General features: G+C 61.0%; 13 protein-coding genes. 6 read left to right on the top strand and 7 right to left on the bottom strand.

Annotated elements, in window-relative coordinates; genetic code table 11:
• The first annotated feature begins 16 nt into the window (after window positions 1-16).
• Together bcp and I6L33_RS08765 are read left to right on the top strand one after the other, a co-directional pair.
• Complete coding sequence (bcp, locus tag I6L33_RS08770; protein ID WP_042050259.1) at window positions 17-481, top strand: thioredoxin-dependent thiol peroxidase; 465 nt, start codon at window positions 17-19, stop codon at window positions 479-481.
• A 405-nt stretch (window positions 482-886) separates the two neighbouring features.
• Window positions 887-1,387 (top strand): YfbU family protein, encoded by a 501-nt coding sequence (locus I6L33_RS08765; protein WP_005304330.1) that lies wholly within the window; start codon window positions 887-889, stop codon window positions 1,385-1,387.
• A 62-nt stretch (window positions 1,388-1,449) separates the two neighbouring features.
• Here the strand turns inward: I6L33_RS08765 and yfbV are convergent, their stop codons facing one another.
• Window positions 1,450-1,890: a terminus macrodomain insulation protein YfbV gene (gene yfbV / locus I6L33_RS08760; protein WP_017779105.1), complete on the bottom strand. Its 441-nt coding sequence runs from the start codon at window positions 1,888-1,890 to the stop codon at window positions 1,450-1,452.
• A gap of 302 nt (window positions 1,891-2,192) precedes the next feature.
• Between yfbV and I6L33_RS08755 the strand changes: the two genes are divergently transcribed.
• Window positions 2,193-3,395, top strand: a complete 1,203-nt coding sequence (locus I6L33_RS08755; protein ID WP_005304335.1) for an acetate kinase — start codon at window positions 2,193-2,195, stop codon at window positions 3,393-3,395.
• A gap of 51 nt (window positions 3,396-3,446) precedes the next feature.
• On the top strand, window positions 3,447-5,618 hold the full coding sequence (gene pta / locus I6L33_RS08750; RefSeq protein ID WP_017763828.1) for a phosphate acetyltransferase: 2,172 nt from the start codon (window positions 3,447-3,449) through the stop codon (window positions 5,616-5,618).
• A gap of 406 nt (window positions 5,619-6,024) precedes the next feature.
• Here the strand turns inward: pta and ilvN are convergent, their stop codons facing one another.
• From ilvN to I6L33_RS08720, 6 genes are all read right to left on the bottom strand, one after another.
• Window positions 6,025-6,519 (bottom strand): acetolactate synthase small subunit, encoded by a 495-nt coding sequence (gene ilvN / locus I6L33_RS08745; protein WP_005304342.1) that lies wholly within the window; start codon window positions 6,517-6,519, stop codon window positions 6,025-6,027.
• Entirely contained in the window at window positions 6,519-8,237 is a 1,719-nt protein-coding gene (locus tag I6L33_RS08740) for an acetolactate synthase 3 large subunit (RefSeq protein WP_005304345.1), read from the bottom strand. The genes ilvN and I6L33_RS08740 overlap by 1 nt, the downstream gene beginning before the upstream one ends.
• Before the next feature lie 388 nt (window positions 8,238-8,625).
• Window positions 8,626-8,778: a hypothetical protein gene (locus tag I6L33_RS08735; RefSeq protein ID WP_005304348.1), complete on the bottom strand. Its 153-nt coding sequence runs from the start codon at window positions 8,776-8,778 to the stop codon at window positions 8,626-8,628.
• A gap of 36 nt (window positions 8,779-8,814) precedes the next feature.
• Window positions 8,815-9,924, bottom strand: a complete 1,110-nt coding sequence (locus tag I6L33_RS08730; protein ID WP_005304351.1) for an MJ1255/VC2487 family glycosyltransferase — start codon at window positions 9,922-9,924, stop codon at window positions 8,815-8,817.
• On the bottom strand, window positions 9,921-10,424 hold the full coding sequence (locus tag I6L33_RS08725; RefSeq protein WP_010634973.1) for a phosphatase PAP2 family protein: 504 nt from the start codon (window positions 10,422-10,424) through the stop codon (window positions 9,921-9,923). The genes I6L33_RS08730 and I6L33_RS08725 overlap by 4 nt, the downstream gene beginning before the upstream one ends.
• A gap of 125 nt (window positions 10,425-10,549) precedes the next feature.
• A complete protein-coding gene (locus I6L33_RS08720) occupies window positions 10,550-11,173 on the bottom strand; it encodes a TetR/AcrR family transcriptional regulator (protein ID WP_005304358.1) in 624 nt (207 codons plus the stop codon).
• A gap of 407 nt (window positions 11,174-11,580) precedes the next feature.
• Here I6L33_RS08720 and leuA point away from each other — a divergent pair, with 407 nt between their 5' ends.
• Together leuA and leuB are read left to right on the top strand one after the other, a co-directional pair.
• Window positions 11,581-13,155, top strand: coding sequence for a 2-isopropylmalate synthase (gene leuA / locus I6L33_RS08715; protein WP_095593370.1), 1,575 nt, complete (start codon window positions 11,581-11,583; stop codon window positions 13,153-13,155).
• A gap of 2 nt (window positions 13,156-13,157) precedes the next feature.
• Window positions 13,158-14,243 (top strand): 3-isopropylmalate dehydrogenase, encoded by a 1,086-nt coding sequence (leuB, locus tag I6L33_RS08710; RefSeq protein WP_216973908.1) that lies wholly within the window; start codon window positions 13,158-13,160, stop codon window positions 14,241-14,243.
• Window positions 14,244-14,267 lie beyond the last annotated feature (24 nt).

Here is a 14,267-nt window from a genome sequence, read left to right as displayed (position 1 = left end):
TCATCAAGGAGATCCCATGCAACCTTTATCCGCTGGCAGCCTGGCCCCCGACTTTTCCCTCTCCGACCAGGACGGCAACCAGGTGCGCCTGGCCGACCTGCGCGGCAAGAAAGTGCTCGTCTATTTCTACCCCAAGGCGATGACCCCGGGCTGCACCACCCAGGCCTGCGGTCTGCGCGACGTCAACGCCGAACTGGCCGCCCTCAATGTGGTGGTGCTCGGCATCAGCCCGGATAGCGCCAAGCGGCTGAAAAAATTCGAGGAGCGCGACAACCTGAACTTCCGCCTGCTGGCCGATGAAGATCATGCGGTGGCCGATGCGTTTGGCGTCTGGGGCCCGAAGAAGTTCATGGGCAAGGAGTATGACGGTATCCACCGGCTCAGCTTCCTCATCGACGAAGAGGGCAAGATTGCCCACCGCTTCGACAAGTTCAAGACCAGCGATCACCATCAGGTGGTGCTCGACCTGATCAAGGGCTGAACCACAGATACCGGTACTGCTGATATGAAAAGGGCCTGCAAGCGCAGGCCCTTTTTTATTCGCATGTCGCAGCCCTTCCGCATTGCAGGCGGGGCGCGCGATACCGCCCTTTCGGTCGCCTGCCCGAATGAGGGGCGGCAACCTTGTTGTTTTCCATGGCGGGGCAGTGTGCATCCATAGCGGGATGCCTTGGTGACGGGTCTTTCGGCGCAAGCCAAATGACGCCCTTATTGTTGCGCCTACGAGCCAGAAAGCAAGGTGCCGGCCGTTACATTTAATTAACCAACCCGCGCCTGCGCTGATTTAGCGCCCCGCAATCTCGCCAACCTCCCCTGCCAGATCAAAAAATTCATCCTATATATGGGTTAACGTGACCCCAGTTTCATTTTCCAGTGAGAAAAGCCCATGAACATGAGCCACACCGAACGTCTGATCCTGAGCAACCAGTACGAGATCCTGGCCAAACTCAATCCGGAGAAGGCGGCGTTTTACCAACGGGCCAGCACCATCATCGAGCGCGGCTACTGCCTGCAGATCCTCGAACTGGAGAAGAGCTTCGGTCATCTGGATCTCGCCACCTGCCAGGAGGTGATCGACACCCTGGAGTTGCACCATGCGCTGGCCATCTCCTGGGGCAACCTGGACGCAGCCGATCAGGGCGAGATCAATGCCAGCCGACTGGAGTTCAACGGCTACAGCCGTAGCCAGGAGCGGGAGTTGGCCGACTACGTCTGCTTCCTGCTGGAGGTGGACAAGCGCTTCCCCGAGCTCAAATGCCCGTGCGACGAGCTCTCCAGCGACATCGCCATGCGTGACAAGTACCAGCGCATGCTGGCGGTCTGGCGCCAGTGCCCGCGCCAGTACAAGCTCTCCATCCAGGAGATCCGCAAGGTATTGGCGGCCTGATCCGGCAGCCATGAAAAAGGCGCCGCGAGGCGCCTTTGTCCGGTTGGCAGGCCCGTGGGGCCTCACTCGTAGAGGAAGGATTTGTCCAGCTGCTTGAAGGCGGCGTTGAGGGTATCGGCCAGCTCTTCGTATCTCGGTTGGGCCACCAGCTGGCGCTGACCGCCCTGTTCGTTCATCTTGCCGTTGATCTCGCGATACCAGCTGGCAAGGGAGGGCGGCAACCGGGTATCGGCACGCTGGCCAAGCCAGTAGTAGCCCTGCAGCGGCAGGCTGAGCAGAAACAGCACCGAGGTCATGACGGAAGGCCAGTAGTGCTGCTCGCCAAACTGGAACTGCAGCATGACGCTGAGCACCGCCAGCGCAGGAATCACCTTGAGGGCAAACTCGGTGGCCTTGATCACCCGATTCTCCGGGAACATGGAATTAAGCTCGGGACGGCGGGGCCAAAGGGTCATATAATGACGGCCTTGCTGTAACTTAGTTCCAAAAATGTTCATGCTCATGCTACCTCCGAGCTCTTTTTGAACGTATTAACGGCAAAACCACGACAATATTTGATGCGCAATAACAAAGGTTGAGGATGACTTTGTTATTTTTCAACAATCGGGTTATCCTTTGTACGCCCAATTTTTGCGCCAACGGCCTGCCGTTGAGCCGTCAGGGACGTCTGGATTTCGGGTCTTGTATCACTATACAAGGGGCAAGCAACAGATTGCCAACCCTCATAAGGATAAGTTGAAAGTTTTTGGACATAGCGCGTCCAACGCATCCTCCTACACAACCCAATCTGCGATAGGATTTATTCATGAGTAAGCTGGTTCTTGTTCTTAACTGTGGCAGCTCTTCCCTGAAGTTTGCTGTCATTGACGCAACCACCGGTGATGACCTGCTGTCCGGCCTGGCCGAGTGCTTCAACCTCGACGACGCCCGCATCAAGTGGAAACTGAACGGCGAGAAAGGCAGTGCCGATCTGGGCGCCGGTGCCGCTCACCAGGAAGCGCTGGACTACATCGTCAACAAGATCCTGCCGCTCAACCCGGAGCTGTCCAAGAACCTGATCGCCATCGGCCACCGTGTCGTACACGGCGGCGAGCGCTTCACCTCCTCCGTGCGCATCTGCGACGACGTGATCGCCGGCATCGAAGCCGCCGTACCGTACGCCCCGCTGCACAACCCGGCTCACCTGATCGGTATTCGTGAAGCCCGTCGCGTGTTCCCGGCGCTGGCCGAGAAGAACGTGGCCGTGTTCGACACCGCTTTCCACCAGACCATGCCGGAAGAAGCCTTCCTGTACGCCCTGCCGTACAAACTCTACAAAGAGAACGGCATCCGTCGCTACGGCGCCCACGGCACCAGCCACTACTACATCAGCCTGGAAGCTGCCAAGCAGCTGAACAAGCCGGTGGAAGAGCTGAACATCATCAACTGCCACCTGGGCAACGGCGGCTCCGTCTGCGCCATCAAGAACGGCCAGTCCGTCGACACCTCCATGGGTCTGACCCCGCTGGAAGGCCTGGTGATGGGTACCCGCTCCGGCGACATCGATCCGGCCATCATCTTCTTCCTGCACGACAAGCTGGGCATGAGCGTTGATCAGATCAACACCATGCTGACCAAAGAGTCCGGCCTGCAGGGTCTGACCGAAGTAACTTCCGACTGCCGTTTCGTTGAAGACAACTACGACAGCAAAGAAGAAGCCAAGCGTGCCATGGACGTTTACTGCTATCGCCTGGCCAAGTACATCGGCGCCTACGCCGCCGCCATGGACGGTCGTCTGGACGCCGTGGTCTTCACCGGTGGTATCGGTGAAAACTCCGCCCCGATCCGTGAAATCACCCTGAACAAACTGGGTCTGCTGGGCTTCGACGTCGATCACGACGCCAACCTGAAGGCTCGCTTCGGCAAGGGTGGCGAGATCACCAAGGCTGGTTCCACCAAGGCCCTGGTTATCCCGACCAACGAAGAGTGGGTCATCGCCCACGACGCGCTGGAACTGGTCGGCGCATAATTTCGCTGTAGAGCAAGGCCGCCCAAGGGCGGCCTTTTCCTGATCCCAAAAATGAACAAGGGGTATAAAGTGGCACGCACTATTATGCTTATCCCGGTCGGCACTGGTGTCGGCGTAACTTCCGTGAGCCTTGGCGTCGTTCGCGCCATGGAGCGTCACGGTGTCAATGTCAGCTTCTTCAAACCGGTCGCCCAGCCGCGTCCGGGTGAAACCGGTACCGAGCGTTCCACCGCCGTGATCCGCGCTGCTGCCAACATCAACCCGCCCGAGCCGTTCGCCCTCTCCTACGCCGAGAACATGATCACCTCCAGCAACACCGACATCCTGCTGGAAGAGATCGTGGCCCGCTTTGAAGAGCACGTGAAGGCCAGCGGTGCCGAAGTGCTGGTCATTGAAGGCATGGTGCCGACCGACAAGCAGCCGTTTGCCAACAAGCTGAACTACGACGTCGCCAAGGCGCTGGACGCCGACATGGTGTTCGTGACCCACCCGGGCAACGACTCCAGCCAGAAGCTGAAAGAGCGCATCGAGCTGGCTTGCTCCAACTTCGGTGGCGTCAGCAACCCCCGCATCGTGGGCTGCGTCATCAACAAGGTAGGCGCCCCGGTTGACGAGCACGGCGTGACCCGCCCCGACCTGACCGAGATGTTTGAAGCCCATCACCACGGCGCCGACACCGCTCACAACCTGGAAGTACTGCAGGTATTCGGCAAGAGCCCGCTGCGCATCCTCGGCTGCATCCCCTGGAACACCCAGCTGATCGCCCCGCGCGCCAAGGATCTCGCCAAGCACCTGGCTGCCAAGATCCTGCACAAGGGTGAGCTGGACAGCCGCCGTCTGCAGACCGTGACCTTCTGCGCCCGCTCCATCCACAACATGATCGAGCACTTCCGTCCGGGCAGCCTGCTGGTGACCTCCGGCGACCGTTCCGACGTCATCGTCTCCGCCTGCCTCTCCGCCATGAACGGCGTCAAGCTGGGCGCCCTGCTGCTGACCGGCAACTATCACCCGGAACCCCAGGTGATGGCGCTGTGCCAACAGGCCATGGCTACCGGCCTGCCGATCATGATCACCGGCACCAACACCTGGCAAACCGCCGTCAGCCTGCAGAACTTCAACGTCGACATCCCGGAAGATGACCGCGAGCGGATCGAGCTGGTGCAGGACTATGTGGCCGGCCACATCGACAAGCACTGGATCGAGTCTCTCTCCGCCAAGTCCACCCGCTCCCGTCGCCTGAGCCCGCCGGCCTTCCGTTACCAGCTGACCGAGCTGGCCCGTCAGGCCAACAAGCGCGTCGTGCTGCCGGAAGGGGAAGAGCCGCGGACCATCAAGGCTGCCGCCATCTGTGCCGAGCGTGGCATCGCCCGTCCGGTGCTGCTGGGCAACCCGGAAGAGATCCGTCGCGTCGCCGAACAGCAGGGCGTGGTACTGACCGACCGCGTCGAGATCATCGATCCGGTTGCCGTGCGCGAGCGCTATGTGGCCCGTCTGGTCGAGCTGCGCAAGAACAAGGGCATGACCGAAGTGGTTGCCCGCGAACAGCTGGAAGACAACGTGGTACTGGGTACCATGATGCTGGAGCGCAACGAGGTCGACGGTCTGGTATCCGGCGCAGTGCACACCACTGCCAACACCATCCGTCCGCCGATGCAGATCATCAAGACCGCCCCGGGCTCTTCCCTGATCTCCTCCATCTTCTTCATGCTGCTGCCGGATCAGGTACTGGTCTACGGTGACTGCGCGATCAACCCGGATCCCACTGCCGAGCAGCTGGCCGAGATCGCCATCCAGTCCGCCGACTCCGCTGCCGCCTTCGGCATCGAGCCACGTGTGGCCATGATCTCCTACTCCACAGGCACCTCCGGCGCCGGCGCAGACGTAGAGAAGGTGCGTGAAGCGACCGAACTGGCCAAGGCCAAGCGCCCCGACCTCATCATCGACGGTCCGCTGCAATACGACGCGGCCATCATGGAGAACGTGGCTAAGTCCAAGGCACCGAACTCTCCGGTAGCAGGCAAGGCCACCGTGTTCGTGTTCCCGGATCTGAATACTGGCAACACCACCTACAAGGCGGTACAGCGCTCCGCTGACCTGGTCTCCATCGGCCCCATGCTGCAAGGCATGCGCAAGCCGGTCAACGACCTGTCCCGCGGCGCCCTGGTTGACGACATCGTCTACACCATCGCCCTGACCGGTATCCAGGCAGCCCAGGCCGAGTAATCGTCCGAGGCTCTGCCTGCTGAAAAACCCGCCGCAAGGCGGGTTTTTTTATGGCTGACTTGGGGAAATGTTGATCCGCAAGATCAAATCGGGATCCTGTCAGGATCCCCTGCTCGGCGACGGGTGCCAGTCCTGCAAGGGCGGCGGGATAAGCAAACACTCACACCCGCCAGAGTCGATTGCACAATTGCGCCCCAGAGCAGATCAGATCCAAATATCCTTTTAAGATCAGCACACTAACGCCAGACACACCGCTAATCTACAGAGTTTTCCACAGCTTTTGTGGATAGTTTACCGATCATTTGAAAGAAAATGACAGACTCGTGTCAGCCCTCCACTCCGCCAGATGCCCACAAGAAAGGGGCTCCGAGGAGCCCCTTTAATCTGCCTGCTGCCAAGCGATGGCTCAGGGACGCAGCGCCTTGTCGGCGCGGGAGATGCCACACACCCCGGAGCGCACCACTTCGACAATCTCGTTGGTCTGGGCGGCAGTCTTGATGAAGGCATCCAGCTTCTCGCTGGTCCCCACCAGCTGCACCGTGTAGAGCTCGGGGGTGACGTCGACGATCTGGCCACGGAAGATATCCGCCAGCCGTTTCAGCTCGTCACGACCGCCACCGGCGGCGCGCGCCTTGACCAGGGCGATTTCCCGCTCGATGTGCTCCCCTTCGCTGAGATCACACACCTTGAGCACGTCCACCAGCTTGTGCAGCTGTTTCTGGATCTGCTCCAGCACTCGCTCGTCACCCATGGTGACGATGGTCATGCGCGACAGGGTGGGATCCTCGGTGGGGGCCACCGTCAGGGTCTCGATGTTGTAGCCGCGCTGGGAGAAGAGGCCCACCACACGGCTCAGGGCGCCGGATTCGTTCTCCAGCAGAACGGAAATTATATGTCTCATCAGGTTCTCTCCGTCTTGCTCAGCCACATCTCGTCCATGGCACCGAACTTTATCTGCATTGGATAGACGTGCTCATCCGGGTCGACCGAGATGTCCATGAACACCAACCGATCCTTCATGGCGAAGGCCTTCTCCATGGCGCTCTCCAGCTCCGCCGGATCGCTCACCGCGATGCCGACGTGGCCATAGGCTTCCGCCAGCTTGACGAAGTCGGGCAGGGATTCCATGTAGGAGTGGCTGTGGCGACCGCCGTAGAACATCTTCTGCCACTGCTTGACCATGCCAAGGGCGCGGTTGTTGATGGAGATGATCTTGATGGGCACCCCGTACTGCATGCAGGTAGAGAGTTCCTGAATGTTCATCTGCACCGAGCCGTCGCCGGTGACGCAGCAGACCACGGCATCCGGGTTGGCAAACTGGGCGCCCATGGCGGCCGGAATGCCGAACCCCATGGTGCCGAGGCCACCGGAGTTGATCCACTGGCGCGGCTTGGCGAACGGGTAGTAGAGAGCAGCAAACATCTGGTGCTGACCCACGTCGGAGGCCACGAATGCCTCCCCCTTGGTCACCTTGTAGAGGGTCTCGATCACCTGCTGCGGCTTGATCAGGGTGGGGTGGGTCTCGTAGGCCAGGCAGTTGCGCGAACGCCACTGGCCGATCTGGCTCCACCAGTCCGCCAGCGCCTGCTTGTCGTTGTCAAAACCGCACTCGCGGATCACTTCCAGCATCTGCTCCAGCACGGTTTCCACTGAGCCGACGATGGGCACATGGGCCTGCACCGTCTTGGAGATGGAGGTGGGATCTATGTCGATGTGGACTATGGTGGCGTTGGGACAGAACTTGGCCACATTGTTGGTGACGCGGTCATCGAAGCGGGCCCCCACGGCGAAGATGAGATCCGCGTTGTGCATGCTCTTGTTCGCTTCGAAGGTACCGTGCATGCCGAGCATGCCGATGAACTGCGGATGGGTGCCGGAGAAGGCCCCCAGCCCCATCAGGGTGGTGGTCACCGGCAGGTTCAGCAGCTCCGCCAGCTTGGTCACCAGGTGATCCGCATTGGCATTGATGGCACCGCCGCCGACATACATCACCGGGCGGCTCGCCTCCACCAACAGCTTGGCGGCACGCTTGATCTGGCCCTTGTGACCCGACTTGGTCGGGTTGTAGGAGCGCAGGGAGACCGTCTCCGGGTACTCGTAGGGGAATTTCTCTTTCGGGTTCTGCACGTCTTTGGGCAGATCCACCACCACCGGCCCCGGGCGGCCGCTGGCGGCAATGTAGTAGGCCTTCTTGATGGCGGCCGGAATGTCGCTGGCTTTCTTGCACAGGAAGCTGTGCTTCACCACCGGGCGGGAGATGCCGATCATGTCGGTCTCCTGGAACGCATCCTCCCCGATCATGCTGGTCGGCACCTGGCCGGACAGGATCACCAGGGGGATGGAGTCCATGTAGGCGGTCGCGATCCCTGTGATGCAGTTGGTGGCGCCGGGACCCGAGGTCACCAGCACAGTGCCCACCTTGCCGGTGGAGCGGGCGTAGCCGTCCGCCATGTGCACCGCGGCCTGCTCGTGCCGCACCAGGACATGCTCCATCTTGCCGTTTTCAAAGAGAGCGTCATAGATGTCGAGCACTGAGCCACCAGGGTAGCCGAAAACGTGCTCAACTCCCTGATCTTCCAGCGCTCTAACCACCATCTGGGCGCCTGATAACATCTCCATGATAAAGCCCTCCAGGCTTTGCTCCGTTAAGCGAAAGCTATCGGCAGTCCGCTGCTTCCCGGCACCGCCGGCCCGTGCGTTGTTGTTGTCTGAATACGGACCCGGCGAGTTCGGCGCTGTCGATAGTAGAAAAATAGGTTTTTTCCATCATTCACCCGCAAAGCGGGTGAAAAACCAACTTAACCCGCTTGTGAACGCTTGTCCACGGCTTTGTCTGACCACAACAGTCATAAATTTCAAACAACTATTAACATTCAGTGACTTGCTGGAAAGGGTGGGAACAATGCGGGGAAGATGGGTGGTAAGCCAGCGGATCATGCTGCAACAGCCGCCAAAAGCGGAAAAAAATGGCCCACCGCCAGGGTGGGCCTTGGTGGCAGGCTGCGGATCAGTGATCCTGTTCCGGCTCCGCCAGCCAGATCTGCTGATCCGGATCCGTCTCTTCGCAGACCGAGATGCTGACCCCCATGTCCAGCAGCTCGTGCAGGGTGAGATTGTCCGCCAGGTTCATGGTGTCGCCGTTTTCGTTGGTAAAGCGCATGGTGTCCGTCCTCTCCTTGGTGGGATCCCTCTCAGTCTAGTCAAAGGCGCTGACTTGCGATAACCAGCAACTACTGAGTGCACTCCCCTCCTCCAGCTCGCTCAGCCGATCGCACACCTCCTCCGGAAACAGGGTTCGGGCCCACAGCCGGCGGGAGAGATCCGCCACGCTCTCCTGGGCGCCGGCGGCGAGCCAGCCGGCCAGCTCCCCCGCCACATCGGGGTAGCAGATCTGGCCCGGGGCCGTCGCATCCAGCCAGGCCCGCACCGCGTTGGCATCGAGCGCATCCATCAGCCGCGCCAGCCCCATCAGTTCCAGGGTCTTGCTGTTGGTCAGCTGCTCGAACTGGCCTCCCAGCGGCTTGACCAGCAGCTTTTTGCCAAGGGAGAGCGCCTCCGAGGCGAGCTCGAAACCACCGTTGGTAATGACCCCGCGACAGCCGGCCAGCACCTGCTTGAACGCCTCACGGGCTTGCGGCTCGAAGCGGATGTTGCGCCACTGGCTGGCACTGCGAATGGCCGGATGAAAGCAGACGAAGCGTTGCTGGTTGAAGCGCGACAACAGGGCCGCGATCGCCTCGGTCTGCTCGAACGGCAGATAGACCAGGATCTGCTGGTTGTCGGGCCCCTGGCTGATGGGATCTATGATGGGCGGCAACAGGGGTTGGCCAAAGTGAAACCAGTGCAGCCCGAGGGACTGGCGCACCGGCGCGAAGTGGCGCATCAGCTGGCGGTTGAAGCCGCTCTCCCCCCAGCGTGGAATGGGCCAGTCGAAACTCGCCTGATGGCTGATGGTGAGGCTCGGCTTGTCCCAGCGGCGAGCGGCATGGGCGCTGATAGGCTCGAAATCGCTGATGACGAGGTCGTAGTCACGACAATCGAGCGCTCGCATGTCGCGCCAGAAGCGCAGGGGCGAGAGCCCCTTGAGGGTGCGCCAGTTCGAGATGGCCCCCTCATGGCTGACGAAGGTAATGCCGGGAAAGGTGCGGTAGTCGCCGAATTCGGCCATCTCGAAGTAGCCGTCCGCAGGACGGCCGCTGAACAGATAGTCCACCGCGAGACCTCGGGCCCGCAAGGCCCGCGCCAGGGTACGGCTGCGACTGATGTGGCCGTTGCCGGTCCCCTGCACACCGAACAGTATCTTCATCCCTGCCCCCACATGAGCGCCAGCAGGGCGCAGCCACCGCCGAGCAGGGCGCCGGCTACCAGGTCACTCAGATAGTGGACCCCCAGCAGCAGACGGGATGCCCCCACCAGCGCGGCCCAGACGAACAGCAGCGGCGCCCAGAGCGGGAAGCTGGCCGCCAGTACGGTTGCCATCAGGAAGGCGGCGGCGGTGTGACCCGAGGGCAGGCTGTAGCGGTCGGAGGGGGTGATGAAGACCGGCAGCCCCACCGGGCGCTGGCGTTTGAGGGCATTCTTGAGCAGCAGGTAAAGCGGCAGCTCGAGAGCGAAGGCCAGCAGTGCCAGCTTCACCAGCTCGCGTTCGGCTTCCCCCTGCCACCAGAGCAGGGCCGCCAGCACGGCGTAGAGCGGGCCGTCACCGGTACGGGAGATGAGCCTGCTGATCCTGGCCTGTGGCCGGTTGTAGGCGTGGAGCAGGCAGATGCGGCACACCTGCAGGTCCCATTGCTGGATCTTGTTCATAACCCCTCCTTCCCTAGCGTCTCAGAGCAGACTAGGGCGGCGGGGTGACACTTGGTTGACGTTCAAATAACAGATTTATGAAAAAAGGGCCGAATGGCCCTTTTTGCTACCAGCGTGGCAAATGATCAGTTCAGGGTGCCGCGCAGGCCGTTTTCCATCAGGCGGCAGTTGTGATCCGCCAGGCGAGCCATGAAGTGCTCGTCCACGGTCAGGCCGAACACCTGCTCGTAGAGATCCTTCATCACGAAGGGCTGCCACATCATGCTGAGGAAGGAGATCTTCAGCATCTCGGGATCCAGGTTGTCACCCAGCTCGCCGTTGTTCTTCATGGACTCCAGCAAGGCATCGAACTGGGGCAGCTGGCGTTCCAGCAGGCGGTTCAGCACAAAATCCCGACCCGGACTCTTCTCGGTCGATAATGCGCTGGAGATGGCGGAGGTCAGCTCGCTGTTGGGCGCCATCACCTGGTAGTAGGTGTTGAGCAGATCGTTGAGGCTGCGGTTGCCGGTCTCGTCGTGCCAGGCCTGGTCGAGCGGCTCGGCCACATCCCCCAGCACCGCCTTGTAGAGGCCCTCTTTGCTGCCGAAGTAGTAGTGGATCATGGCCAGATTGGAGCCAGCCAGCTCGGCGATCTCGCGGGTCGTCACCTTGCTGTAGGGGGTGTTCAGAAAACGCTCGCGAGCGGCACAGAGCAACTTGTCACGAATGTCAGAACGTCCGACCGGACGACCAGGTCTACGTTTTTCCATTTAATACCTCGGATAATTCAGCAGAAACTGACAAGTCGATCTGATTGTACAGATGATCGAGTACAGCAGGAATGACCAGATAATCGGGCAAGGGCCGAATATGGGACAAGTAAATTTGCACTCCTTTACAATCCGATTAAATAAACCAGCGAAATGAACCGGGTGCGTACGGTTGACACAGCATAAAAATCTCGATATTGGTAAAAGCGTTATCGACTGCAAGGATTGATTCATCATGCGTATTGCCGCTCCGCTACTACTAATCTCCCTAATCGCGACCTCTCGCGCGGGATCCTTGTAGCCGGGCTCAGGCATAGCCGGAATTTACAAAAACCCGTGCACCCTGCACGGGTTTTTTTATGCCAACGCAGGATGCACGTCACCGAACTTAGGAAGAGGGAAGTCACATGTCAGATCGGGTCATCATATTCGACACCACCCTGCGCGATGGTGAGCAGGCCCTGGCGGCCAGCTTGACGGTCAAGGAGAAGCTGCAGATCGCCCAGGCACTGGAGCGGCTCGGTGTCGACGTCATGGAGGTGGGGTTCCCGGTCTCCTCCCCCGGCGACTTTCAATCGGTGCAGACCATCGCCCGCCACATCAAGCAGAGCCGGGTCTGTGCCCTCGCCCGCGCCCTGCCCAAGGACATAGACGCCGCCAGCGAGGCCCTGCGGGTCGCCGAAGCGTTTCGCATCCACACCTTTATCTCCACCTCCTCCATCCACGTCGAGAGCAAGCTGAAGAAGAGCTTCGAGGACGTGCTGGAGATGGGGGTCAGCGCCATCAAACACGCCCGCCGCTATACCGACGACGTGGAGTTCTCCTGTGAGGATGCAGGCCGCACCCCGATAGACAACCTGTGCCGCATGGTGGAGGCCGCCATCAAGGCCGGCGCCCGCACCATCAATATTCCCGATACCGTGGGCTACACGGTACCGACCGAGTTCTCCGGCATCATCCAGACCCTGTTCAACCGGGTCCCCAACATCGATCAGGCCATCATCTCGGTGCACTGCCACGACGATCTGGGGCTCTCGGTGGCCAACTCCATCGGCGCCGTGCAGATGGGGGCCCGCCAGATCGAGTGCACCATCAACGGCATCGGCGAGCGGGCCGGCAACTGCTCGCTGGAAGAGGTGGCGATGATCCTGAAAACCCGCGCCGACCTGCTCGGGGTGCACACCAACATCCGTCACAACGAGATCCACCGCACCAGCGCTCTGGTCAGCCAGCTCTGCAACATGCCGGTGCAGCCGAACAAGGCCATCGTCGGGGCCAACGCCTTCTCCCACAGCTCCGGCATCCACCAGGATGGCGTACTCAAGGCGAAAAACACCTACGAAATCATCACCCCGGAGAGCATCGGCCTCACCCAGAACAACCTCAACATGACCTCCCGCTCCGGCCGCCACGTCATCAAGCACCGGATGGAGTCCATGGGCTACGCCGAGAGCAGTTACGACCTCGACGATCTCTACGCCAAGTTTCTCACCCTGGCCGACAAGAAGGGGCAGGTGTTCGATTACGATCTGGAGGCCCTCGCCTTCTTCAGCCAGATCCACGAAGAGCCGGAGCACTTCAAGCTGGAGTACCTGGGTGTGCAGAGCGGCAGCTCGGTGATGGCCACCGCCTCGGTGAAATTGAAGGTGGGCCAGGAGATCGTCAGCGAAGCCGCCACCGGCAACGGCCCGGTGGATGCGGTCTACCAGTGCATCAACCGCATCACCGGCTACGAAATCAGCATCGACAAGTACGAACTCAAGGGCAAGGGGGAAGGCAAGAACGCCCTCGGCCAGGTCGACATAGTCGCACAGTACAAGGGCCGCAAATTCCATGGCATGGGCCTGGCCACCGACATCATAGAGTCCTCCGCCCAGGCGTTGATCCACGTGATCAACAGCATCTGGCGCGCCGATCAGGTGGCCGAACAGATGGAACGCAACGTCGCAAAAACAGACAAGATCAATACGGAGAGCGTGTGAGTATGAGCAGTTATCGGATCGCAGTATTGCCGGGTGACGGCATTGGCCCGGAAGTGATGGCCGAGGCCGTCAAGGTGCTGGAAAAGGTGCAGGCCAGGTTCGGCTTCACTCTCGACTACGAGCGCCATGACGTGGGCGGCATCGCCATCGACAACCACGGCACCCCGCTGCCCCAGAGCACCATAGCCGGCTGTGAAGCGGCCGACGCCGTGCTGTTCGGCTCTGTCGGTGGCCCCAAGTGGGAGCACCTGCCCCCCAACGATCAGCCGGAACGCGGCGCCCTGCTGCCCCTGCGCGCCCACTTCAAGCTGTTCTGCAACCTGCGTCCGGCCCGCATCTACACCGGCCTCGAGCAGTTCTCGCCGCTGCGGGCCGACATCTCGGATCGCGGTTTTGACATCGCCTGCGTGCGCGAGCTGACCGGCGGCATCTACTTCGGTCAGCCCAAGGGGCGTGAAGGGGAAGGCCCCACCGAGAAGGCATTCGACACCGAGGTGTACCACCGCTTCGAGATCGAGCGCATCGCCAAGATAGCGTTCGAATCGGCCCGGGTGCGCAAGGCCAAGGTCACCTCCATCGACAAGGCCAACGTGCTTGCCTCCTCCATTCTGTGGCGCGAGGTGGTGACACAAGTCGCCAAGTCCTATCCGGACGTGGCACTGAATCACATGTACATAGACAACGCCACCATGCAGCTCATCAAGGATCCGTCCCAGTTCGACGTGCTGCTCTGCTCCAACCTGTTCGGCGACATCCTCTCCGACGAGTGCGCCATGATCACCGGCTCCATGGGGCTGCTCCCCTCCGCCAGCCTGAACGAATCGGGCTTCGGACTGTTCGAACCGGCCGGCGGCTCGGCTCCGGACATAGCCGGCAAGGGGATCGCGAACCCCATCGCCCAGATCCTCTCCGCCGCACTGATGCTGCGCTACAGCCTCGGCCAGGAAGCCGCCGCCCAGGCCATCGAGCAGGCCGTGGCCCAGACCCTGGCCGAAGGCTACTTCACCGCCGATCTGCATCAGGCGAGCGCCAAGCACCCGGTACAAAGCACCGCCGACATGGGCAGCCAGATCGCCGCGCGCATCTGACGCCACCAAATAACAAGGAAGAGA

This window comes from Aeromonas sp. FDAARGOS 1403 (assembly GCF_019047325.1).
GTDB lineage: Bacteria > Pseudomonadota > Gammaproteobacteria > Enterobacterales > Aeromonadaceae > Aeromonas > Aeromonas dhakensis.
This window is presented reverse-complemented; position numbering and strand designations above follow the sequence as displayed.

Coding starts and splice junctions, on each gene's coding strand:
- I6L33_RS08720 (WP_005304358.1), bottom strand. CDS start 11,173: ATGGAAAAACGTAGACCTGGTCGTCCGGTCGGACGTTCTGACATTCGT.
- pta (WP_017763828.1), top strand. CDS start 3,447: ATGAACAAGGGGTATAAAGTGGCACGCACTATTATGCTTATCCCGGTC.
- I6L33_RS08740 (WP_005304345.1), bottom strand. CDS start 8,237: ATGGAGATGTTATCAGGCGCCCAGATGGTGGTTAGAGCGCTGGAAGAT.
- yfbV (WP_017779105.1), bottom strand. CDS start 1,890: ATGAGCATGAACATTTTTGGAACTAAGTTACAGCAAGGCCGTCATTAT.
- ilvN (WP_005304342.1), bottom strand. CDS start 6,519: ATGAGACATATAATTTCCGTTCTGCTGGAGAACGAATCCGGCGCCCTG.
- bcp (WP_042050259.1), top strand. CDS start 17: ATGCAACCTTTATCCGCTGGCAGCCTGGCCCCCGACTTTTCCCTCTCC.
- I6L33_RS08725 (WP_010634973.1), bottom strand. CDS start 10,424: ATGAACAAGATCCAGCAATGGGACCTGCAGGTGTGCCGCATCTGCCTG.
- I6L33_RS08735 (WP_005304348.1), bottom strand. CDS start 8,778: ATGCGCTTTACCAACGAAAACGGCGACACCATGAACCTGGCGGACAAT.
- leuB (WP_216973908.1), top strand. CDS start 13,158: ATGAGCAGTTATCGGATCGCAGTATTGCCGGGTGACGGCATTGGCCCG.
- I6L33_RS08730 (WP_005304351.1), bottom strand. CDS start 9,924: ATGAAGATACTGTTCGGTGTGCAGGGGACCGGCAACGGCCACATCAGT.
- I6L33_RS08765 (WP_005304330.1), top strand. CDS start 887: ATGAACATGAGCCACACCGAACGTCTGATCCTGAGCAACCAGTACGAG.
- I6L33_RS08755 (WP_005304335.1), top strand. CDS start 2,193: ATGAGTAAGCTGGTTCTTGTTCTTAACTGTGGCAGCTCTTCCCTGAAG.
- leuA (WP_095593370.1), top strand. CDS start 11,581: ATGTCAGATCGGGTCATCATATTCGACACCACCCTGCGCGATGGTGAG.